This is a genomic window from Aeromonas sp. PI_26 (assembly GCF_027854445.1).
In the GTDB taxonomy this organism is placed as follows: Bacteria; Pseudomonadota; Gammaproteobacteria; order Enterobacterales; family Aeromonadaceae; genus Aeromonas; species Aeromonas veronii.
In genome coordinates, this window is the sequence record NZ_JAJNOE010000002.1 from 61,929 (window position 1) to 83,808 (window position 21,880).

Below are 21,880 nucleotides of genomic sequence, written 5' to 3' on the forward strand. Positions count from 1 at the left end.
CTAGGGGCTTGTGTCATTAATTTCAAAGAGTTTGCACATCCGTTGCAAAAGGTTTGCGACCCAGTCGACGAAAGGCGCCGGGGGTCTGACCAGTCAGACGGCGAAAGCAGTTGGCAAAGTTGGCCCCATCGCTGTAACCGACCCGGGCCGCCAGCTCGCCAAGTGGCCAGTTGGTATAGAGCAGCAGCTGGCGTGCCTTGTTCATTCTGAGCTCGGTCACCCTCGCCATCGGCCCCATACCGAACACTTGCTGACAAAGCCGGTGCAGATGGGGGACGGAGCAGGCCATCTGTCGGGCCAACAGGGCGACACTCCAGGGCTCGTCCAGGCGCGCCTCCACCCGGCGAAACAGCGCCTGCAATCTGAGTTCAGGGGTACCGCGCACCTCCCCTTGCAGGGTACGCTCCAGCAGCGCCAGCAACAGGCTAAGCAGTTGGGGTTGCAGCGAAGATCGAACCCCTTCCCCCTGCATCAGGCTGAGCAGATGGTAGAGCTGATCGCCGCCATCCCCTTGCCAGATACGGTGGCCAAGGCAGTGCAGATGCTGCCAGCGCGGCACGTCATCGAGCAAAATCCAGCTGATCTGCCAGCTTTCGCCAATCAGCTTGAGACCACCGGGCACGGCGGCGGGCAGGAAAATCAGCGATCCGGCCGGAATGGCTTGCTCCCCCTCGTCGGTGAGCAGCGCGCCCCCCCCATCGTGACTCACCATCAGAATGTGAAACTCGGGGCGATTGCGGCGAATGAGGTAGTGATCCCGCACCCGGGATAGGCCGGTCAGGAAGATCCCTGCCTCGCCGAGCAGGGGCAGCCCTTCACGTCCCAGCATCTGCTCTTCACAGGCTGGCGCTATCTCCAGACACTCGCTGGCAAATGGCATAACACCTCAACAGGATAGTTTTACACAAGAAAATCGAGAGCTACTCACAGTGAGAAGAGCCTCGCTAGTCCCTATCATACCCCTGACAAACCTTGCTTTTCTCATACCCGGTTAACAACTATGAATTATTGGCAAGCGATTTTAAAACAAACCACCGATCGCGAGTTCATGACTCGATTGTGGCGGCTGGCTCTGCCTGTCTCGCTGCAATCCATGATGTTCTCCCTGCTCGGCCTCATCGATATCATGATGGTGAGCCAGCTTGGCACCATGGCTGTGGCGGCGGTCGGCTTGGGTAACCGGGTCTTCTTCTTCAATCTGCTGGTGATAGCGGGCCTCGCGGGCGGGGTCTCGGTATTGGCAGCACAATACTTCGGGCGCGGTGAGATGGCCGGGGTGCGCCGCTCCCTGGCGCTGGCCATAGTGGGCGCCCTGCTGGTCACCCTGCCCTTTGCCTTCATCTATGTGTTATCACCGGGCAGCGTGCTGGGTTTTGCCAGTCAGGATCCGGCACTGCGCGAGCTGGCGGATCAATTCTTGATGATCACCGGCGCCACCATCCTCTGTACCGCCATCGTGGTGCCGCTGGAGTCAGCCCTGCGCTCGGTCGGCAATGCCGCCGCGCCGACCCGCATCGGCATTATCGCCATCATCGCCAACGTCATCCTCAACTACGCCCTCATCTTCGGTCACTTCGGCTTCGAGGCGATGGGGGTGGCCGGTTCGGCCTGGGGCACCACCATTTCACGGCTGCTGCAGACAGCCCTGCTGCTGCTCTACGTAAAGCGTTATGAAGCGCGCCTGATCCCGCGTGCACCAGACTGGCTGGCCGCCTTCAAACGCAAGGAGGTGGTGCGCTTTACCCTGATCGCCCTGCCGCTGCTGTTCCATGACGGCCTCTGGGCCTTCGGCATGCTGATTTACGGCTTTCTCTATGCCCATCTTGGCACCGATTCGCTGGCCATCATGACCACCCTCGGCACCCTGGAGAGCATCCTTATCTCCCTCTTCTTCGGACTGGCGGTGGCCTGCTCCACCCTGCTCGGCCACCGGCTCGGGGCCGAGGAGTACGAGATTGCCTGGCAGCACTCCCAGCTGTTCCTGCTGCTGGCACCGATTGGCGCGCTACTGGTGGGGATCATCGTCTGGCTGCTGCAAGCCAACCTGCTGCAGTGGGTCGGCAACCTGCCCCCCGAGCTGATGACGGAAGCGGGACAGGTGCTCGGCATCATGTGCCTCGGGATGCTGCTCAAGGTGTTCAACATGGTGGGGATCATCGGGGTGCTGCGCTCTGGCGGCGATGTGAACTACAGCATCTTCATCGATATTGTCGGCATGTGGTGCATCGGCATCCCGCTCGCCTGGGTGGCGGTCACGCTGCTCGGCTGGCCCCTCTCCTGGGTGGTGGCGGTGGTCTTGCTGGAGGAGCTCAGCAAAGTGTTGCTGGTGCAGCGCCGTATTCGCCAACGCTGCTGGTTGAAGAATCTGGTGATCGGATAAACAGCCACAAATCGGGGTCATATCAATGACAGAAAAACCCTGTTTGCAGTATGCTGGGCGCCTCTTCAATCAGAGGCAGGGATCCACGATTTCCCTGTCCAGTAGTCGTTTAAGGAGACGAGCATGCAACCACAGAAAGAGCTGATCACCGAGACGGCCCTGCTTGAGATGGCCAACAAGATCATCAAAGAGCATGAAGACTTCATCCACGGTATGCGCGCCGATTCGGTGGAGCAGAAGGGGGATATTCTGGTGTTCAAGGGGGAGTATTTCCTGGCCGAAGACGGCACCCCGACCGGCAAGACCATGGCAGTCTTCAACATGTTCAAGCTGCTGGCCCAGCAGCTCTCCGGCAAGTACAAGCTGGCCTGATCTCGTCAGCTCATTGCCTACAGGATGCCGCCCTCAGGCGGCATCTGTTTTTGCGCGGTTTTGCCCCTCGACCACCACGCAGTTGCGTCCCGCCATCTTGGCCTGATAGAGGCACTCGTCAGCACGGTTGATCAGAATATCGATGGTGTCATCGGAACGGGCCATGGCCATCCCGATACTCACCGTCACCTCCAGCAATTCGTCCGAGGTGGGGCTCTTCACCAGCCGCGCCTCAACGGCAATGCGCAGCCGCTCGGCCATTTTGCTCGCCAGCGCCGGATCTGCGCAGTTGTGCATCAGGATGGCAAACTCTTCGCCGCCATAACGCCCCAGCACCATGTCAGGCTCCAGCTGCTCCCCCAGGGTGGTCGCCACCTCCTTGAGCACCGCATCCCCCGCCAGATGGCCGTAGATATCGTTGATCCGCTTGAAGCGATCGAGATCCAGCAGCATCACTGCAAAGGGCTTCTTCTTGAGTTGCAGCCGGATTCTGGCCTGCTCCAGCTGCTTCATCAGCAGGCGGCGGTTCATCATGCCGGTCAGCTCATCGGTGGTCGATTCCCGATATAGCCGCAGCAGCATGTTGAGCTGGCCACACTGCACCCAGCAGCTGGCCATGGTAAACATGCCGAGCACCCACACCTGATTCAGGGTGGCCTGACTCCAGATGCTCTGGCCCACCAGCAGCCAGTGGCCCAGCAGCATGGTCACCAGTACCACACCAGCCAGTTGCAAGCCGAGGGAGAGGGGGATGGGGAAGATGGCAAACAGGGTGATCAGCAGATAGGGAAAGGCCGCATAACCCGCCTGCAACTCCTGTCCGGCGCCAAAGCTGTTCAGGCAGAAGAGGGAGAAGAGCATCATCACGGCCATCAGGTAGCCAAGGGCCAGCTTCATCCGTTCCCGCTTGAAGTGGATGAGGTACGAGAGCGGAATAAGTGGCGAGAGCGCCAGGGTGCAGAAGATCCTAGCCTGGAACAGCTGCTCGAAATGAAGGGCGGGCAAGGTCAACCAATCCACCACGGCCCAAGCGGGCAATCCGAGCATCAGCAAGCAGGTCAGCAGGCGCAAACGCACCGTCATAAAGCCCATGCGAGTACGAGTAAAGTCTTCGGAGTGAACCCTCGCACTCCAGAACTCTGACAACTTGAGCATCCAGAGTCTCCACGATGAATACTGAGGGCTCATTCTACACCTACAAAGTGGTAAAATTGTCATTAGCGGGGAGAATAAAAAGGAGAGGTCTGTCACACAAACCGACAGATGATAATCGCAGCGCGCAAACGTTTCAACCCATCAAAAAATAAACCTTTTTTTGCATAATTAGCGCTGGTCAGCCTCATTTCAATCACTACAATAGCGCCCAATTTTCTCCCCCTCCCCACACAATTCGAGGTACTTATGGAACAGGCTGCTGTCACACGCGCCAATCGAGAGGCACATCCACCCAGGCGAGCCCATAGCGAACTGGTCTATGGCATAGAGGATGTCCCGCCTCTGCCCCAGACGCTGTTCGCCGCCTTGCAGCATATGCTCGCCATGTTTGTCGCCATCATTACCCCGCCCCTGATTATCGCCAATGCCCTCGGCCTCCCTGCCGCCGACACCCGTTATATCGTCTCCATGTCGCTGGTCATGTCCGGCATCGCCTCCTTCATTCAAACCCGCCGCTTCGGCCCCATCGGTTCCGGCCTGCTCTCGGTGCAAGGTACCAGCTTCAACTTCCTCGGCCCCATCATCGCCTCCGGTCTCGCCCTCAAACAGGCCGCCATGCCCACCGAGGATCTGTTGGGCACATTGTTTGGCACCATGATGGTTGCCGCACTCACTATCGTGGTGATGAGCCGCTTCCTCCATCTGGTGAAACGGATCATCACCCCGCTGGTCACCGGCATAGTGGTGCTGCTGATCGGCCTGACCCTGATCAAAGTGGGCCTGATCAGCATGGGCGGCGGCTATGCAGCCCTCTCTGATGGCAGCTTCGCCAGTCACACCAACCTCTTCCTCTCCCTGCTGGTGCTCGGCCTTATCGTGTTGCTGCAACGCAGTCGCAACCCCTGGCTGCGTCTCTCCGCCATCATGATCGCCATGCTGGCGGGCTATGCCGTGGCCCTGCTGTTGGGCAAAGTGAGCGCCCCCACCTTCGACGGCCCGCTGGTGATGGTGCCTATTCCGCTTCACTACGGTCTCGGCTTTGACTGGCAGCTGTTCGTGCCGCTCGCCATCATCTTCGTGGTGACGGCGCTCGAAGCGATCGGCGACATGACCGCCACCTCGGATATCTCCGGCGAGCCACTGGAAGGGCCTGTCTATATGGAGCGGATCAAAGGCGGCGTGCTGGCCGATGGTGCCAACTCCATGCTGGCAGCGGTTTTCTCCACCTTCCCCATGTCCACCTTCGCCCAGAATAACGGCGTCATTCAGCTGACCGGCGTCGCCAGCCGTCACGTCGGGCTCTTTATCGCCGCCATGCTGGCCCTGCTCGGCCTGTTCCCGGCGGTCGCCAGTCTGGTGCAACAGATCCCGGAGCCCGTGCTGGGCGGAGCGACCATCGTCATGTTTGGCACCATCGCCGCCGCTGGCGTGCGCATCATTGCCCGCGAGGAGCTGGATCGCCGCGCCCTGATGATCCTGGCGGTGTCGCTGGCCATGGGGCTGGGGGTCGCACAGGTGCCGGAAGTGCTGCAACACCTGCCGGAGCTGGCCAAGAGCGTACTCTCCTACGGCGTCGCCACCGGTGGCATTACCGCCATCGTGCTCAACCTGCTGCTGCCCAAGCGCGAAGCGCGCCACTCCTGAGACGTCATCAACCGATAGCAGACTCAAGCCCCGCACTGCGGGGCTTTACCTTGTCAGCCGCCACGGGTAGTGTGCTGAGCAGCCTTTTTTGAGGATGCCGCCATGCCCTATCGCCTGCTCTCTCCCCTCCCCGATACCGCTTCACCCGCACAAATACTGGCGCAAGAGCAGCACTGGCTGCGCGACTGTGCCCATGACGGCCAGCCCCGCGCTCACCTCTGGCAGGCGCCCCAATGCCTGATTGTCACTCGCAAAGATACCCGCCTCCCCCATTACGAAGCCGCCTGCCAGCAACTTGCAGCTGAAGGCTGGCCAGTGCATGTGCGCGACAGCGGCGGCACCGCCGTGCCCCACGGGGCGGGGATCCTCAACCTATCCCTGCTGCTGCCCCGCACCACCACAGATCTCGCCCACTACTACCGGCTGCTGGGGGCGCCGCTGCTGACCCTGCTGGCGGAATACGGCCTTGAGGGAAGCTATGACTTCGTACCCGGCTCCTTTTGCGATGGTCAGTACAATCTGGTGATCGGGGGACGCAAGATCACCGGTACCGCCCAGCGCTGGCTGGCGCCGGGGCAGGATCACCAGGGCGCCGTGCTGGCGCAAGCCATGCTGCTGGTGGCGGGTGATGTGGATGAGGGAACCAAGATGGCGAGCCGCTTCTACGAGCTCGCGGGCGGCGAGCTGCGCTTTATGACGGGAACCTCCACCACGCTGGCAAGCTGCATCGGCTGGCGCGGTAGCGATCAGGCACTGGTAGAGAAAGTGCAAGCACGTCTGGATAGCCTGCTGAGCGAGGGGCTATCCCCCTCGTCCTGACCTTATCCCGAAGGGAGAGGGAAAGTACCCATCCGTAGACACAGCGCACAAAAAAGCCACGACCGGAGTCGTGGCTTGTTCTTTTCAAGAGGAGCGTGAAACGGGCTGAGGCGTTCAGGCCGTCTGCGGCTCCGGCTCGGCTTCGCTATCCAAATCCCGGCTAAAGTAGGCGCGGGTCTCGGCGATCACCACATGGCGCAGGCCAATCAGGCCGATGAGGTTGGGCACCGCCATCAGGCCGTTAACGATATCGGCCAGCAGCCAAATCATATCCAGATGGAGGAAAGCACCGCTCGCAACCAGCGCCAGATAGACCAGACGATAGGGCTTGATCGCCTTCACCCCGAACAGGTATTCGGTGCAGCGCTCGCCGTAGTAGTTCCAGCCAAGGATGGTGGTAAAGGCGAAGAACAGCAGGCCAATGCTCACCAGATACTGGCCGACATGAGCATCGAGCCCCTGGGCAAAAGCCAGACTGGTCATGGCCGCGCCGCTTGCATCGCCGCTCCACACGCCGGTCACCACCAGGGTCAGGCCGGTCATGGTGCAGATGATGATGGTGTCGATGAAGGTACCTGTCATGGAGACCAGCCCCTGCTCCACGCACGAGTCGGTCTTGGCTGCCGCCGCCGCGATGGGCGCAGAGCCCAGTCCCGATTCGTTGGAGAAGACCCCGCGCGCCACCCCGGACTGAATGGCCAGCATGATGCTGGCACCGACGAAGCCGCCGGTCGCCGCATGGCCGGTGAAGGCACTCTCGAGCACCAGCATGACAGCATCGGGCAGGGCGCTGGCGTTGTTCACCAGCACGCCCAGACAGGCGACGATGTAGAAGATGGCCATGAAGGGCACCACCTTGCTCGACACGCTGGAGATGGATTTGATCCCTCCCAGGGTCACCAGCGCCACGATCAGGGTCAGCACCACGGCGGTCGCTTCACGGGGCACCGAGAAGGAGAGGCTCATGGCATCGGAGATGGCATTGACCTGCGGGAAGGTACCGATCCCGAAGAAGGCGACGCCGATGCCAAACAGGGCAAACAGCTTGGCGAGCGGCTTGGAGCCGAGCCCCTTCTCCAGATAGTACATGGGGCCACCCGCCATCTGGCCGTTGGCATCCTGCTCGCGATATTTCACCGCCAGCAGGCACTCGGCATACTTGGTGGCCATGCCGAACAGTGCCGCCATCCACATCCAGAACAGGGCACCGGGGCCGCCGAGCTTGATGGCGGTAGCCACCCCGACGATGTTGCCGGTACCGATGGTGGCAGAGAGAGCGGTACAGAGAGCGCCGAAGCTGGAGACATCCCCCTGCTTGCCCTGCCCCTGATCGCGACCAAAGACCAGCCGCAGAGCGAGCGGCAAGCGCACCACCTGAAGCAGACCCAGACGCAGGGTGAGATAGATACCGGTCCCGACCAGCAGGATCAGCAGGGGTGGACCCCAGATAAAGCTATCGATGGCGGTTAACGCCGATTGAATTGATGACATGCATCCTCCTTAAGAAACAGAAATTAAGGAGGAGAAGGATGATCTTCCCATAGGTGTCGCGATCGGCCAGAGGCGATCGGATGCGGGCCAAGCCCAGGTACAACCATCCCATCCCCTCTGTCCTTTTGCCTGAGAGTTTCCGGCGCCAGCCTGCCCTTACGGGTAGTCATGGTGCCTTGCTCCTTCGGCGCCCGATTTAACGGGTCTCTCCAGAGTATCGTCCAGTAGCAGTCCACACCGGTTGCCCGGTACCTGAAAGATTCACTTCTTCGGTGGATGGTTGCCCATCGCTCTCCTGCTACCTTCATCCGAACTAGTTTGGATTAGGAAGTCGGCATGTTAATCCAAAAAATGTGAGCTGTCTCGCACTTGGCCGCCCCCATTTATATTTTTTTAGTGACCGCCAGAGCAGCGACAAGAATGTTAGATGTTAGTTAACTATCAACAAGTTAGGTTCTCACGGATCAAATGTGGCCCAAACGGGAAAAATGGCGGATAGAGAACAGTGATCCCTCTCGTTTCGCCAAGAAAATCTTGCCGACATATCCAATCAAAATTCTTGCACACAGAATCAATAAGCCGATAATCAGCTGCATAACCAAGCACTTTGCTATCAATTTATGCACTGTGTTCGGTTGGTCCCACCGGACCGCTCGCCTGACCCGGCCGTCGCCGGTTCAATCGCATATGGCTTGGGCATATCACGCCCCCTAAGGATGACCAAAAGAGAATGAACGACGCCCTGGTTGCAAAAGATGTGGTCGCACAAGATTACCGTCAGCTGGTTGAACAATTCGGCTCCCCCCTGCTGCTGCTCGACAAGGCAGCCGTCCGCAAACAGTATCGGGCCCTGGCCGCAGCCCTGCCCGATGTACGATTGCACTATGCACTCAAACCCCTGCCCCATGAGGCGGTGGTCTCTGTCTTGAAGGAAGAGGGGGCCTGTTTCGATCTGGCCACCAATGGCGAAGTGGATCTGGTGCGCAGTCAGGGGGTTCGCCCGGGGCGTTGCATTCATACCCATCCCATCAAGCGCGACAGCGATATCCGTTACGCGCTGGAGTTCGGCTGCACTGTGTTTGTCTATGACAACCCGCTGGAGCTGGAAAAGTTCATTCCCTACAAGGACGAAGTGAAACTGCTGCTGCGGGTCAGCTTCCCGAACCCCGAGACCAAGGTCGATCTCTCCAAGAAGTTCGGCTGCACTCCGGAGCAGGCGCTGCCGCTGTTGCAACTGGCCCACGCCAAGGGGATCAAGGTGATGGGGCTGTCGTTCCACGTCGGCTCCCAGGTACCCCACGCCCGTCGCCATGTGCAGGCCATCGACGCCTGCCGCGAGATCATGGAGCAGGCCTGGGCGCTCGGGCTCAAGCCCTGGGTGCTGGATATCGGCGGCGGTTTCCCGGTCGACTATGAAGGGGGCGAGTTCGATATCGGCGGCTTCTGCGCCCCGATCCGCGAAGCGCTGGCCAAGTTGCCCGCTACCGTGCAGAAAATTGCCGAACCGGGCCGCTTTATCAGCGCACCGGCCATGACTTCGGTATCCAGCGTAATGGGCAAGGCCCACCGCGGCGACAAGATCTGGTACTACCTGGATGACGGTCTCTACGGCAGCTACAACGGCCAGCTCTATGACCACGTTACCTATCCGGTGAGCACGCCTTATGCCAGCGGCGAGCAACACAACTCGGTGCTCTCCGGCCCCACCTGCGACAGCGTGGATGTGATCCGCGATGGCATCATGCTGCCGGATCTGGCTATCGGCGAACTGGTGGTTGGCAAGGTAATGGGCGCCTACACCTGGGCCTCGGCCTCCACCTTCAACTTCTTCCCCAAGGCCAGCATCCTCATTCTGGACAGCAGCCAGAAGGGGCAGAAGCTGGTGGCAGTAGCCTGAGCACACCGCTCGCTCGCCAACAGGTTCACTGGGCAAAAACAAGAGGGGGAAGCTTGAGCTTCCCCCTCTCTCATTTCACCAACCCCTATCAGATAAACTGACTGGTCAGCAGCCAGCCGGTGTAGGCAACGAAGCAGGTGAGCAGCACACCCCCCTCCAACCGGTTGATACGGCCTTGTCCCTTGCGGCCCAGACACATCACCAGCAGCAGCAGGGTCAGCCCCATCATGATGCTCCAGTCACGGGTGAGCACCTCCGGAGCCACATCGAGCGGGTGGATGCCTGCCGCAATCCCCACCACCGCCAGGGTGTTGAACAGGTTGGAGCCGAGCACGTTGCCAAGGGCCAGATCATGCTCGTTCTTGCGAATGGCGATCAGCGACGAGGCCAGCTCCGGCAGGGAGGTTCCTACCGCGACTATGGTGAGACCAATCACCAGATCGCTGATACCGAGCGCCTGAGCGATGGTCACCGCCCCCCAGACCAGCAGACGGGAAGCACCGATCAGCAGCACCAGCCCTACCACCAGCCAGAAGATGGCGCTCTTGAGGGACATCCCCTCGCTCTCGATATCCTCGGCTGTCTCGGTATCCAGCGCATCTCCCTTGCCATTCATGCCAGCCCAGATGGACCACCCCATCAGGGCAACGAAGACGGCCCCCAGAATGACCGCATCCATCCGGCCCAGATGCCCATCGATCAGCAGGGCACCGGAGAGCAGGGTAATACCGAGCAGAATGGGGATCTCCTTGCGCACAACCTGAGAGGCCACCGCGATAGGACTGATCAGTGCCGTCAGACCCAGGATCAGCGCGATATTGGTGATGTTGGAGCCATAGGCATTACCAAGCGCCAACCCGGGATTGCCCTGGGACGCCGCCAGTGCCGAGACCACCATCTCCGGGGCCGAGGTACCAAAACCGATGATCACCATGCCGATCAGCAGCGGCGGCATCCCCGCATAACGGGCAGTGGCGGCGGCACCGTCGACAAACTTGTCTGCACTCCAGACCAGCAGCGCCAGTCCGGCAATCAGGGCAACAAAAGCCAGGGTCATAGGATCTTCATCTCTTGTGATCTGCAACGAAGCGCCAGCCCAAACGGGCAGGCACCATGGGAAAGTGGCGCCAGTGTAGCTGTGCCACCTCCCATTTCAAGGGGAAATCAAACCGTGATTAACATTTCACAGTGCAGCCAGCAGGCTCGCGGCATCGGAGACCTCAAACTTGCCCGGCGCCTCCACAAACAGCTGCTCGACCACACCATCGTTGGCGATCAACGCAAAGCGCTGGGCACGGATGCCGCCAAAGGCGCCGGTATCCTTGGCCAGATCCAGCGCCCGGGTCCAGCTGCCATCGCCATCCGCCAGCATGGTGATCGCCTCGGCATTCTGGGCCGTCTGCCAGGCCCGCATCACGAAAGCATCGTTGACCGACAGACAACAGATGGCATCCACCCCTTTGGCCATAAACTGATCGGCCAGCACCACATAACCGGGCAGATGAGCATTGGAGCAGGTGGGAGTAAAGGCGCCGGGTACCGCAAACAGCACCACTTTTTTACCGGCGAACAGCGTCTGGCTATCCCGCAGCTGCTTGCCCTCGGCGGTGATAAAGGTAAATTCGCCCGCAGGCAGGGGGTGTCCTACAGCAATCATGATTTCTCGTCCTGAGTCGTGATGGGAAGTCGCCAGTTTATCCCAGAGTGACGATGCCGCCTAACAGCGGCTCTGAGCCTGACCATGGATAGCGGCAGGCATTTTCCCCTTGGGCAGACTACTCTTGAGCTGGTTTCACGGCGCCAGGAGGCCCCATGCAACACTATTACGATGGTCTGGAAATTCGTCCCCCCGCCATGCGCGAACAGCAGCAACTGGACCAGCTCAATCATCAGCTTACCCATGTCAGTCAATACTGCGCCGGTTACTCCAGCGCCTATCGCCAGTGTCGCCTCGAGGATCTGGCAGAGCTGGCCACCCTGCCACTGCTCGACAGCAAAGAGCTCTTTGCCGCCCAGCAGGCTCATCCCCCCTTTGCCGGTCTCACCGGCCGCCCCGCCAGTCAGGCGCTGCGGGTCTTCTCCTGTCCGGGCCAGCTGGCCATCCCCGAGTATGCGGGAGCAGACTGGTGGGGCGCCGCCCGGGCACTGTTTGCCGCCGGTTTCAAGGCGGGGGAAGTGATGCTCAACGGCCACGACTATCACGCTGGCCCCACCGCCTTTATCTTCGATAACGGCGCCCGCCAGCTGGGGGCTCCCGTGGTGCCCTGCGGGCCCCACGATACCCAGCGCCAGCTGGAGGCACTGTTGCGCTATCAACCCACCGGCTATGTCGGCCCGCTGGTGACCCTGCTCGACCTGCTGGAAGCGGCCGAAGCGGCGGAAATCCCGAGCGACTCGCTGCGCCACGCCCTATTGTGCGAAGCCACCCATCCCGAAACCGCGCCACTGCACGCCATCCACGGCATTGCGGCCCTCAACTGCCTGGTGTGGCAGGATGTGGGGGTGGTGGCCTACGAGAGTCAGCCTGGTCAGGGCTTTATCGTCAACGAGAGCTGCATCGTCGAAATCATCGATCCCGCCAGCGGCAATCCTGTGAGTGGCGACGAGACCGGCCCGCTGGTGGTGACAAGGCTCGATCTGGAGTATCCGCTGCTGCGGCTAGCCACCGACTGGCAAGGGCACTGGCTCGCCAAACCGAGCGCTTGCGGGCGCACCAACCGGCGCCTCAAGCTGGTGTAGCAGACCAAATAAATGCACAAAGGCAGACGGGCAGCCATCAGGCTGCCCGTCTTGTCTCTGGAGAAGAGGATATATGAAGTTGGTCAGCGCCTCGCCTGCCAGGTGGCGATGGCGAGCAGGGAGTCGGGGGTAAATTCGCTGGCGCGCTCGGCAATCTCGGCCTGGCTCATCCAGTGCACCGCGCTCACCTCTTCGGCCTGCAACTGCAGCGGCCCCTGATAACGGCAACTGAAGAGGCCGCCCCAAACCCGGTAGCCCTCCCCTTCCGCATAAAAGCTGCCAAAGCCCTGCAGTGGAACATCCATAATCCCCAGCTCCTCGGCCAGCTCGCGGCGGGCGGAGCGCTCCATCTCCTCACCGGTGGTGACCACGCCACCGGCGCAGGCATCCAGCATGCCGGGGCAGAAATCCTTGCTGAGGGTGCGTCGCTGCACCAGGATCCGATCCGCGTCGTCGAGCACCAGAATATAGCTGGCGCGATGGCAGAGATTCTCCCGCCGCACCTTGGCTCGCTCGGCCACGCCAATCACCCGGTTATTACCGTCCACCACATCAACCCATTCCACGCACAGGCCCTTTTATTTGTTCCATTCAAGCCCGCAGTATATCGGTGCAGTGGTTTGCCATGGCACAACTTTTTCGATGACGCCGTCAATTTGCCGAGCCCACAGGCAAAATAAGGATTCATGCAAATCTTTATAAACCGTCATATCAGTGTCATCGACCGACACCATAGTGTGCCCTGTCCAGGCAATCAGGGAACCGTGTGATGAAGGTATTCAAGCAGTTATCCCCACGGCAGATCGCTCGCTACATCAAGAGCTTTCATCGAGGCTATTTTGCCATCGAGTCGCTGGGGACATTTGAATTCAACGCGGGCAGGATCAGCCTCCATGGCCTGACCTGCCGCCAGCGGCTAAGACTGGCTCGCCAGATCAATCTGGCGGTCAGACAACTTGGTCACCGCGACCCCTTGCCGGACATGTGAGTCAAAGGGTCTTGCCCTACTGTCTGTTGTGCATCCATGCTTTGCCCGCCGGCTACTCGCCGCGCGGGCCGTTTTCGATATCGGTAATGATGCCGTTGCGCACCGTCACAAAGCGCATGAACTCGTTCTTGCCGAAGTTGTAGGTCCAGCGTTCACCATATTTGACCTGCACCATGTTGCCAAACTGGTTCTCCTCGTTGCGGTTGAGCTCTTCACGCAACATCGGCTCACCGCACTTGAGCAGCATCTCGGCGGTGGTATCTCCCTCGGTTATCAGGGCGTTCTTGCAGCGCATGGCATCCGCACTGGCCGGAATGCTCAGCAGCAACAGGGCTAGCCCCGCTACTCTCTTCATCTTCTTGCTCATCGGGTTCTCCTTATCCTCTCTAATGAGTCGCAGTATGCCTGTTCCCGTTTCTGAAAAAAGCAGTAAAAAGCGCAAAAGAGCCGCCCTTTTCTCCTTTCCAGCCCGCTGGTCGCGACAAATGCTGTCTATCACATAACCCAAAAACAAACGGCGACCCGAGGGTCGCCGTTTGCATCAAGCCAGCAGGATCACAGGATGTCCAGCAGCTCGACTTCAAATACCAGCGCAGAGTAAGGCGGGATGGAGCCCGCACCACGGGCACCGTAGGCCAGATCGTGGGGGATGTAGAGCTTCCACTTGGAACCAACCGGCATCAGCTGCAGCGCTTCAACCCAGCCAGCGATCACGCCGGTTACCGGGAATTCAGCCGGCTGGCCGCGAGCGACAGAGCTGTCGAATACGCCACCGTGGGTGAAGGTTCCGTGGTAGTGCACACGCACGGACTGACCGGCTACCGGAACGGCACCGTTGCCTTCTACCAGCACTTCGTACTGCAGACCGGAGTCGGTCACCTTCACTTCAGCGCGCTTGGCGTTATCAGCCAGGAAGGCTTCGCCGTCAGCAGCGGCGGCCTTGGCGGCGGCTTCCTGCTCTTCTTGCATACGCGCAGTGATCACCTGGAAGGCATCATTGATATCGTCACGGCTGACCGCGAACTCCAGACCATTCAGGGCATCTGCCAGACCTTGTTGCAGGGCCGGGATATCCAGACCGGCGAAGGCTTGCTGCGCCAGCTGATCACCCATGTTGCGGCCGATGCCATAGCTGGCCTTCTGTTCGATAGAGTCGTATTGGGACATTGAGATGTTGCTCCAGATCCATGTAGTAAAGAGGCGGGATAATATCAGACTTTTGGCCGGGGTGCTGCCGGGGGCACCCCTGATTTCCCCGTCAGTGGGAGGAACTTCACACAAGATGCGGATGAACGCCGCCCAACGGCGGCGATCTGCTTAACCGCGATCCAGCAAGACTCTGACCGCAGCCACCTTGGCGCCATCGGTGATATTGACCCGACCATCATCCGAAGTGCCCATATTCACTCCGTGCGGCACTATGCCACCGCGCCAGCCCATGCCGGACATATGCACTTCGCTCACCCCGGTGAACTCAATTATGGTACGCACGTTGTCGGCATTGACCCCGGCCCCCGGCATCAGGCTGGCACGTCCCGCCAGCGCTTGTTGCATCTCCTGCAGGGTTTCCAGCCCCGCCAACGCGGTCGGCGCATGGCCCGAGCTCAGAATGCGCTCGCAACCGGCAGCGACTATGGTCTCCAGATCGAGGCGCCAATCGGAGGAGAGGTCGATGGCGCGATGGAAGGTGACCCCCAACGGTCCTGCAGCATCCACCAGCTGTTTGAGCTTGGCGGCAGGCACCCGCCCCTCCTCATCCAGCAAACCGACCACCACCCCTTGCAGCCCCGCAGCGCGTGCCGCCGCGATATCTTGCAGCATCATCTCGAACTCGCCGTCATTGAAGCAAAAATCCCCGGCGCGCGGGCGGATCATGGCATAAACCGGCACGGTGGCGTGGCGGGCCGCCTGCTGCATAAAACCGTAGGAGGGGGTCAGGCCGCCCAGACCCAGCGCAGAGCAGAGCTCGATGCGATCCGCCCCGGATTGCTGGGCAGTAAACAGGGATTCCAGGTTGTCGATACAGATTTCAAGACGGGTCATGAGGACTCCTTTTTCGGGGAGATCAGACCCCACATCTGATCTCATAGATTGAGCAAGGCTGCGCCGCGCACACCACCGGCACCACCGAAGCGGGCCTGGCGGATCTCGGGCAGGGCGACCCCGGGCAGCAAGTGACCGGGCAGACGCAGCGGCAGCTGTTCATAGAGGGCGGGCAGGCCGCTCAGGCCGCCCCCCAATACCACCACCTCGGGATCAATCACCGAAATGGCGGTAGCAAGCCCGGCGGCCATGATCTCCAGCCAGCAGTCGACCGTCTCGACCGCATGGGGTTCATGGGCCTCGAAGCGTCCCACAATCTGGTGACCCGTGGCGCGCTGGCCATGGAAATGGTGATAGAGACGCTCCAGACCGGTGCCGGAGGCATAGGTTTCAAAACAGACCAGACGGCCACAGCCGCAACGGGGACGGGGCAACTCGGGGTACTTCATCAGCATGGTCGCGGGCAAGGGGTAGTGACCAATCTCGCCAGCCAGCCAGTTGCGCCCCTGAATAAGCTTGCCCGCCAGATAGACGGCGCCGCCGATGCCGGTGCCGATGGTGACGCCGAGCGCACTGCCTGCGCCGTCGGCTGCCCCTTGATGCACTTCGGACCAGAGGAAGCAGTTGGCGTCGTTATCCACCTTGACCGGCCGCTCCAGCAGCTCGGCCAGATCGGCGCCCAGATGGCGACCATTGATGGAGGGCAGATTGGCCGCCACTATGCTGTGATCGTGGCTGTTGATGACACCGGGGAAACCGATGCCGACCGAGCCCCGTGCGCCGAAGCGGGCATCCGCCTGCTCGACCCGGGAGCGGATCAGCTGCTGCAACCCCTCGTAATCGTTGCCCGGGGTGCTCATGCGCTCCTCGTGGCAGAGGTTCAATGCACCGTCATAGACCGCAAAAGCAATCTTGGTGCCACCGATATCAAAGCCGTAATACATGCCAGCACTCCCTTGTCAGCCCGTGTTTATCCAACTCTGTTCCAAGGGGGACATTGTATTAATTCGCAAAAAAAATAAAGTGACCGAAGGCGAAAAACGGGAGAGTGATCAGAGCAAACGGCTCATTTGTCGCTGCAGGCAGGGCTGCCCGAGGCTTATCAGGGTGCGCTCCTCGCCATCAAAGACGAAGCCGCGGCGCAGGTAGAATCCCTCGCCAATGTGGTTGCCATCGAGCAGCCACAATTTGACGCTATGGCAACCGGCGCGGCGCATCTGCATCGCCACCGCCTGCCACAGCCGTTTGCCATAGCCTTGTCGCCAGTGGTCGGGATGGAGGTAAAAAGCGCGGATCAGGGCGATGCTCTGCCCCGCTTCCTGCAGTGGTTGCCAGTAGAGCAGGCCAATCACCACCTCATCGAGACAAAGCAGCATGGGCCTTGGGCCCGGCTCGGCCAGACGGCTCTGCCAGATTTGCAGATGAGCGGTGACGTCCAGCTGTTCCAGCAGGTCGGCACCGAGCACCTGGCCATAGGCAGCGAGCCAGCTGGCTCGCTGCATCACCGTCATGGCGGCGGCATCGTCGCTGCGCGCCATGCGCAGGCTTATGCCTTGCATTGGGGCACCAGACCATTGGCGCGAGCCTGCTCATAGAGCGGCAGCACTTGCGCCTGTTGCGCCTGCAACTCGGCGATCCGGTTCTCGTTGCTCGGGTGGGTGGAGAGCAGTTGCGGCGGGGTGTTGCCACCGGCGGCGGCACTCATGTTTTGCCACAGGGGGATTGCCTCGGCCGGATTGAACCCGGCACGCGCCATCAGCTCAAGCCCCAGCCGATCCGCTTCGCTCTCCTGAGTGCGGCCGTAGGGCAGCATCACCCCCACCTCGACCCCGAGGCCAAGGGCGGCCATGGTGGCGCCGCGATACTCGCTGGTGCCCATGGCGATGTCCGCAGCCGCCAGACCGATCCCCGCCAGCTGGCTGCGCGAGAGTCGTTCGTTGGAGTGCTGGGCCAGCACGTGAGTCAACTCGTGGCCGATGACGGTCGCCAGCTGATCCTGATTCTTGGCCACCTTGAGCAGGCCGCTGTAGACCCCGATCTTGCCGCCGGGCAGGGCGAAGGCGTTGACCTGTTTGGAGTCAAACACCACCACTTCCCAGTTGGTGATGCCATAGCTGGCCGGCACCTGGGCGGTCACCGCCTTGGCGACACAGGAGACATAGGCGTTGAGTTTGGCATCCTTGCTCACCTTCTCCTGCTTTTTCATCTGCTCGAAGGAGTCAGCGCCCAGCTGGTTCATCTGCTGGGGAGAGTAGAGCAGCATCTGGCTGCGGCCGGTCGGCGACTGGGCGCAGGCGACCAGCAGGGAACTACAGAGGGCTACCAGGCCAAACTTGGTGAGGGACGCAATCATGAAGGGATCCTTTGCCATAACGTTGCCCTATTCTCGGAAATGCCGCCCTGCTGCGCAAGGGAGCCAGCCCCCGGCTGGCGGAAAAATATCCATCCTGCGCTATTAACAAAACTGACAGCCGCCAAAAACAAAACGAGCCCGCTTGGGGCTCGTTTTATCAGGGCATGCTGACTGCAGGCAGTTACATGATACCCAGCTTTTTCAGGTCAGCCTGTACCACCTTGGCCGGCACCGGCACGTAGCCATCTTTGGCAACGATGTTCTGGCCTGCTTTGGAGAGCATCATCTTGACGAACTCTTGCTCCATCGGGGAGAGCGGCTTGTTCGGATGCTTGTTCACGTAAACGTACAGGAAGCGTGACAGCGGATACTTGCCGGTGATGGCGTTATCAGAGGTCGCTTCGATGAAGGTCTTGCCATCTTTGGAGAGCGGTACTGCACGCACACCAGAGGTGACATAACCGATACCGGAGTAGCCGATGCCGTTCAGGGAGGCAGAGACAGACTGCACCACGGAGGCAGAACCCGGCTGCTCGTTCACGCCGCTCTTGAAGTCGCCGTTACACAGGGCGTGCTCCTTGAAGTAACCGTAGGTACCGGATACGGAGTTGCGACCGAACAGTTGCAGATCCTTAGAGGACCAGTTGCCGTCCAGACCCAGATCAGACCACTTGGTGGCAGCCTTGGCTTCGCCGCACTTCAGGGTGCTGGAGAAGATGGCATCGATCTGCGGCATGGTCAGCCCCTTGATGGGGTTGTCCTTGTTGACGAACACCGCCAGGGCATCGACTGCAACGCGGATGGCAGTCGGCTTGTAGCCGTAACGCTTCTCGAATGCTTCCTCTTCACCGGCCTTCATGGCGCGGCTCATCGGACCGAACTGGGCAACACCTTCGGTCAGGGCAGTCGGCGCGGTAGAAGAACCGGCGGCCTGGATCTGCACGTTGACGTTGGGGTACAAACGCTTAAATTCTTCGGCCCACAGGGTCATCATGTTGGCCAGGGTGTCCGAGCCGACAGAGGACAGGTTGCCCGAAATGCCGCTGGTCGGTGTGTAATCCGGCAGGTCTTTATCCACACCGGCAGCCAGGGCGCTGACAGAAAACAGGGTTGCTGCGGTGAATCCGATTACACCAGCCAGTTTGTTGAGTTTCATCCAATCTCTCCAAAGTTACAAAAGGCGATTACCTTGAGCTTCATTCTGTCTCCTATCTCCGAGGTGACAGAAGGCTATTGCCAATACATGGCGCCGATTAACACTGTCTTGCGGTAGTCAATTCGACTGAGTCAGCGGTGAGTTCCATTCCGACTCACTCTCCAAAGTTACAGAAGGTCCGTTCTTAAGACGGCGCCAGTATCTGACCTGGCAGTGACAAATTTATGGATTTAATGTGACACTTTAATGACATGGCGGCAGATTTGAACAAATGAAAAGAGGGCCCGTTCAAAGGCCCTCTTTTTGCAGCTAACTCATTGCCATAAAAGACTATTTAATCACCACCATACGGCTCGGGATGAGAAAGCTGAAGCGGCTGCCAAGGCCAACACGGCTCTCGATATCGAGCTGGCAGTCGTGATGACTGAGGGCATGCTTGACGATGGCAAGGCCGAGGCCGGAGCCACCGGTGTGGCGCGAGCGAGCCTTGTCCACCCGATAGAACCGCTCGGTCAGCCGCGCCAGATGCTCGGGGGCAATCCCCTCCCCTTCATCGCTCACGGCAAACAGCGCCATCGCCCCCTGCTTGCGCCACTCCACGGTAATTTTTCGCCCCGCCGGGGTGTAGTGAATGGCGTTGTAGACCAGGTTGGAGACGGCACTGCGCAGTTGCTCCTGATCCCCGCGCACCAACAGATTGGGCTGCACCACAAATTCGAGCTGGTGGGCCCGTTCGCCCGAGAGCGCCCGCGCCTCCTGCTCCAGCAGTCCCAGCATGGCAGGCATGTCCACCAGATGGGAGAGATCCACGGTCGGGGCCGCCTCGATACGGGAGAGGGTGAGCAGCTGATTGACCAGATTATCCATCCGGATGGTCTGCTCCATCATCACCCGATGCGCCTTGGCCCACATGGCGGGCGGGGGCGGCTCCTCGGTCATCTCCAGATAACCCTTGAGCACGGTCAGCGGAGTGCGCAGTTCGTGAGATACGTTGGAGACAAAGTGCTTGCGGGTCTTCTCGAGACTGCGCAAGCGGGTGACATCCCGCACCACCAGCATCGCCTGATCCGAGGCGTAGGGCATGATGCGAAACTCGAGAAACTTCTCCTCGTTGACCGGGGAGTGCATCTCGAGGGGCTCGTCATACGCCCCCTTGCCCAGATAGGCGTTAAAGGCCGGATTGCGAATGAGGTTGCCGATATGCTGGCCGGCATCCTCCGGCCAGCGAAAACCGAGCAGTTGCTCCGCCAGCCGGTTGCACCAGAGGATGCTGCCATCGGTGCGAAACACCACTGCGGCATCGGGTAGCGCCTCGGCACCTTCCCGGAAGCGGCGGATCAGCCCCGCCAGCTCGCGGCGACGGGCGCGGTGACGCTGCTGCAGCTTGTAGATACCGTTGAAGATGTACTCCCAGCTGCCATTGCCGCTGGGGGGCACCAGGCTGCGGTCGTGCCACAACCAGTCAGAGAGCCGCTTCTGGAAGCGATAGTGCCAGCCCAGATGCAACACGGCCGCCACCAGCAGGCAGAGGGCAAGATGATCAATCAACCAGCCAACCAATGCGAAGGGGGCGTAGAAAAACGCCATTCGCCACAACTGTCGCCGCCAGGCGTAAGGTTGCAACATAACTGCCTCTAGAGACGGGTTGAGAAGCGGTATCCGGCTCCACGCACCGTCTGGATCAATCTGTCGTGCCCTGTCTCTTCAATCGCCTTGCGCAGGCGACGAATATGCACATCCACGGTTCTGTCCTCGACGTACACATTGGTACCCCAGACATTATTGAGCAGCTGTTCACGGCTGTAGACCCGCTCGGGGTGAGTCATAAAGAAGTGAAGCAGCTTGAATTCGGTCGGCCCCATGTCGAGCGCCTTCTCTTCGGCACTGACCCGGTGGGAGACAGGATCGAGTTTCAGCCCCTGCACCTCGATCACCTCATCCACCGAGGTGGGCGACACGCGGCGCATCACCGCATGGAGGCGAGCGGTCAGCTCCTTGGGCGAGAACGGCTTGGTGATGTAGTCGTCGGCTCCGGCCTCCAGACCACGCACCTTGTCCTCCTCTTCACCGCGAGCGGTGAGCATCACCACCGGGATCTGGCGCGTCACCTCATCCTGCTTGAGCTGCTTGATAAACTGGATGCCACTGCCGCCCGGCATCATCCAGTCGAGCACGATGAGTTCGGGGTAGGGTTCGCGCACCTTCGCCAGTCCATCGGCGTAATCTTCCGCTTCAATCGTCTCATATCCCTTCTGCTCCAACACGAAGCAGAGCATTTCGCGGATCGGTGCTTCGTCCTCGACCACCAGAATTCGCTTAGCCATTCCCTTCTCTCTCCTCTGTGAAGATGGGTGCGCCAATTATTAGAATTTTCTGTGACACTTTTATGACTTTATGACAGGCGGGATGATAAACGTTTTCAGATTCAGTTGGCAGCAGTACGTTGCAACAAGTCCCACCGGTTGCCGCTGATATCCTCAAACACCACCACAGTGCCATAAGGCTCGTCACGAGGCTGTTCACAAAAATGAACACCGTACGCCTGCATGCGCTGGTAATCCCCCCAGAAATCAGTGGTCTCGAGGAACAGAAATACCCGGCCACCGCCCTGCTGGCCGATGGCGGCCTGCTGCTGCGCATTGGCCGCTTGTGCCAGCAGCAACGCGGAACCGGGGGCGCCTTTGGGGGCAACCCGCACCCAGCGCTTGCCCGGTTTGCCCGGTTCATCGAGCCGAGTGTCTTCCAGGAGCGCAAAGCCAAGTCCCTCGGTAAAAAAGCGAATGGCCTGATCGTAATCAGCCACCAGCAGGGTCAGCGCCCCTATGTGTTGTGACATGGCAGAA

The 21,880-nt window shown here is 60.3% G+C and carries 23 protein-coding genes and 1 riboswitch; of the genes, 7 read left to right on the plus strand and 16 right to left on the minus strand.

The features are described from left to right. Positions 1 to 22: 22 nt before the first annotated feature. On the minus strand, positions 23 to 880 hold the full coding sequence (locus LRL22_RS02785) for a helix-turn-helix transcriptional regulator (RefSeq protein ID WP_270904672.1): 858 nt from the start codon (positions 878 to 880) through the stop codon (positions 23 to 25). A gap of 120 nt (positions 881 to 1,000) precedes the next feature. Between LRL22_RS02785 and LRL22_RS02790 the strand changes: the two genes are divergently transcribed. Both LRL22_RS02790 and LRL22_RS02795 read left to right on the plus strand, forming a co-directional pair. Next, entirely contained in the window at positions 1,001 to 2,380 is a 1,380-nt protein-coding gene (locus tag LRL22_RS02790) for an MATE family efflux transporter (RefSeq protein WP_270904673.1), read from the plus strand. A gap of 123 nt (positions 2,381 to 2,503) precedes the next feature. After that, a complete protein-coding gene (locus LRL22_RS02795) occupies positions 2,504 to 2,752 on the plus strand; it encodes a YciN family protein (protein WP_005338382.1) in 249 nt (82 codons plus the stop codon). A gap of 33 nt (positions 2,753 to 2,785) precedes the next feature. On the opposite strand, the gene LRL22_RS02800 is transcribed toward LRL22_RS02795, so the two are convergent. After that, a complete protein-coding gene (locus LRL22_RS02800; RefSeq protein ID WP_270904674.1) occupies positions 2,786 to 3,907 on the minus strand; it encodes a GGDEF domain-containing protein in 1,122 nt (373 codons plus the stop codon). A gap of 246 nt (positions 3,908 to 4,153) precedes the next feature. Here LRL22_RS02800 and LRL22_RS02805 point away from each other — a divergent pair, with 246 nt between their 5' ends. Both LRL22_RS02805 and LRL22_RS02810 read left to right on the plus strand, forming a co-directional pair. Continuing rightward, positions 4,154 to 5,551, plus strand: coding sequence for a nucleobase:cation symporter-2 family protein (locus tag LRL22_RS02805; protein WP_040066712.1), 1,398 nt, complete (start codon positions 4,154 to 4,156; stop codon positions 5,549 to 5,551). A gap of 102 nt (positions 5,552 to 5,653) precedes the next feature. Beyond that, positions 5,654 to 6,370, plus strand: a complete 717-nt coding sequence (locus tag LRL22_RS02810) for a lipoyl protein ligase domain-containing protein (RefSeq protein ID WP_270904675.1) — start codon at positions 5,654 to 5,656, stop codon at positions 6,368 to 6,370. A 114-nt stretch (positions 6,371 to 6,484) separates the two neighbouring features. Here LRL22_RS02810 and LRL22_RS02815 read toward each other — a convergent pair whose 3' ends face one another. Beyond that, a complete protein-coding gene (locus tag LRL22_RS02815; protein ID WP_270904676.1) occupies positions 6,485 to 7,861 on the minus strand; it encodes an alanine/glycine:cation symporter family protein in 1,377 nt (458 codons plus the stop codon). A gap of 107 nt (positions 7,862 to 7,968) precedes the next feature. Next, positions 7,969 to 8,084: riboswitch (glycine riboswitch) on the minus strand. 507 nt (positions 8,085 to 8,591) lie between these two features. Here LRL22_RS02815 and LRL22_RS02820 point away from each other — a divergent pair. Beyond that, positions 8,592 to 9,758, plus strand: a complete 1,167-nt coding sequence (locus LRL22_RS02820) for a type III PLP-dependent enzyme (RefSeq protein WP_270904677.1) — start codon at positions 8,592 to 8,594, stop codon at positions 9,756 to 9,758. Positions 9,759 to 9,846: 88 nt separating this feature from the next. Here the strand turns inward: LRL22_RS02820 and LRL22_RS02825 are convergent, their stop codons facing one another. Together LRL22_RS02825 and LRL22_RS02830 are read right to left on the minus strand one after the other, a co-directional pair. Continuing rightward, complete coding sequence (locus LRL22_RS02825; protein ID WP_005343920.1) at positions 9,847 to 10,815, minus strand: calcium/sodium antiporter; 969 nt, start codon at positions 10,813 to 10,815, stop codon at positions 9,847 to 9,849. 126 nt (positions 10,816 to 10,941) lie between these two features. Next, entirely contained in the window at positions 10,942 to 11,415 is a 474-nt protein-coding gene (locus LRL22_RS02830; protein ID WP_005358893.1) for a peroxiredoxin, read from the minus strand. Between the two features lie 155 nt (positions 11,416 to 11,570). Here LRL22_RS02830 and LRL22_RS02835 point away from each other — a divergent pair, with 155 nt between their 5' ends. After that, a complete protein-coding gene (locus LRL22_RS02835) occupies positions 11,571 to 12,497 on the plus strand; it encodes a phenylacetate--CoA ligase family protein (protein WP_270904678.1) in 927 nt (308 codons plus the stop codon). 83 nt (positions 12,498 to 12,580) lie between these two features. Here the strand turns inward: LRL22_RS02835 and yfcD are convergent, their stop codons facing one another. Next, positions 12,581 to 13,063 carry an NUDIX hydrolase YfcD gene (gene yfcD / locus LRL22_RS02840; protein WP_107682387.1) on the minus strand — a complete coding sequence of 161 codons (483 nt, stop codon included), beginning with the start codon at positions 13,061 to 13,063 and terminating at the stop codon, positions 12,581 to 12,583. Between the two features lie 203 nt (positions 13,064 to 13,266). On the opposite strand from yfcD, the gene LRL22_RS02845 reads away from it, so the two are divergent. After that, positions 13,267 to 13,485 (plus strand): DUF1107 family protein, encoded by a 219-nt coding sequence (locus tag LRL22_RS02845; protein WP_005338403.1) that lies wholly within the window; start codon positions 13,267 to 13,269, stop codon positions 13,483 to 13,485. A 52-nt stretch (positions 13,486 to 13,537) separates the two neighbouring features. Here LRL22_RS02845 and LRL22_RS02850 read toward each other — a convergent pair whose 3' ends face one another. The 10 genes from LRL22_RS02850 to LRL22_RS02895 all read right to left on the minus strand — a co-directional run bounded on the left by LRL22_RS02850 (position 13,538) and on the right by LRL22_RS02895 (position 21,873). Then, positions 13,538 to 13,852: a DUF2845 domain-containing protein gene (locus LRL22_RS02850; RefSeq protein WP_139464172.1), complete on the minus strand. Its 315-nt coding sequence runs from the start codon at positions 13,850 to 13,852 to the stop codon at positions 13,538 to 13,540. 188 nt (positions 13,853 to 14,040) lie between these two features. Beyond that, positions 14,041 to 14,652: an FKBP-type peptidyl-prolyl cis-trans isomerase gene (locus LRL22_RS02855; RefSeq protein WP_005338405.1), complete on the minus strand. Its 612-nt coding sequence runs from the start codon at positions 14,650 to 14,652 to the stop codon at positions 14,041 to 14,043. 150 nt (positions 14,653 to 14,802) lie between these two features. Further along, on the minus strand, positions 14,803 to 15,528 hold the full coding sequence (locus tag LRL22_RS02860; protein WP_270904679.1) for a copper homeostasis protein CutC: 726 nt from the start codon (positions 15,526 to 15,528) through the stop codon (positions 14,803 to 14,805). 41 nt (positions 15,529 to 15,569) lie between these two features. After that, positions 15,570 to 16,472, minus strand: a complete 903-nt coding sequence (locus tag LRL22_RS02865) for an ROK family protein (RefSeq protein WP_005338407.1) — start codon at positions 16,470 to 16,472, stop codon at positions 15,570 to 15,572. A gap of 108 nt (positions 16,473 to 16,580) precedes the next feature. Then, the gene (locus LRL22_RS02870) at positions 16,581 to 17,087 is read right to left on the minus strand and encodes a GNAT family N-acetyltransferase (RefSeq protein WP_118854181.1); all 507 of its coding nucleotides are present in this window, start codon (positions 17,085 to 17,087) and stop codon (positions 16,581 to 16,583) included. Further along, entirely contained in the window at positions 17,075 to 17,881 is an 807-nt protein-coding gene (locus LRL22_RS02875; RefSeq protein WP_005358873.1) for a M48 family metallopeptidase, read from the minus strand. Before LRL22_RS02875 ends, LRL22_RS02870 begins: the two co-directional genes overlap by 13 nt. 181 nt (positions 17,882 to 18,062) lie before the next feature. Next, positions 18,063 to 19,037, minus strand: a complete 975-nt coding sequence (locus LRL22_RS02880; protein ID WP_005338411.1) for a PstS family phosphate ABC transporter substrate-binding protein — start codon at positions 19,035 to 19,037, stop codon at positions 18,063 to 18,065. A gap of 330 nt (positions 19,038 to 19,367) precedes the next feature. Next, positions 19,368 to 20,663 (minus strand): phosphate regulon sensor histidine kinase PhoR, encoded by a 1,296-nt coding sequence (gene phoR, locus LRL22_RS02885; RefSeq protein ID WP_005338413.1) that lies wholly within the window; start codon positions 20,661 to 20,663, stop codon positions 19,368 to 19,370. An 8-nt stretch (positions 20,664 to 20,671) separates the two neighbouring features. Further along, positions 20,672 to 21,361 carry a phosphate regulon transcriptional regulator PhoB gene (gene phoB, locus LRL22_RS02890; protein WP_005338414.1) on the minus strand — a complete coding sequence of 230 codons (690 nt, stop codon included), beginning with the start codon at positions 21,359 to 21,361 and terminating at the stop codon, positions 20,672 to 20,674. A gap of 101 nt (positions 21,362 to 21,462) precedes the next feature. Then, a complete protein-coding gene (locus LRL22_RS02895) occupies positions 21,463 to 21,873 on the minus strand; it encodes a VOC family protein (protein WP_107682390.1) in 411 nt (136 codons plus the stop codon). Between the last annotated feature and the right edge of the window lie 7 nt (positions 21,874 to 21,880).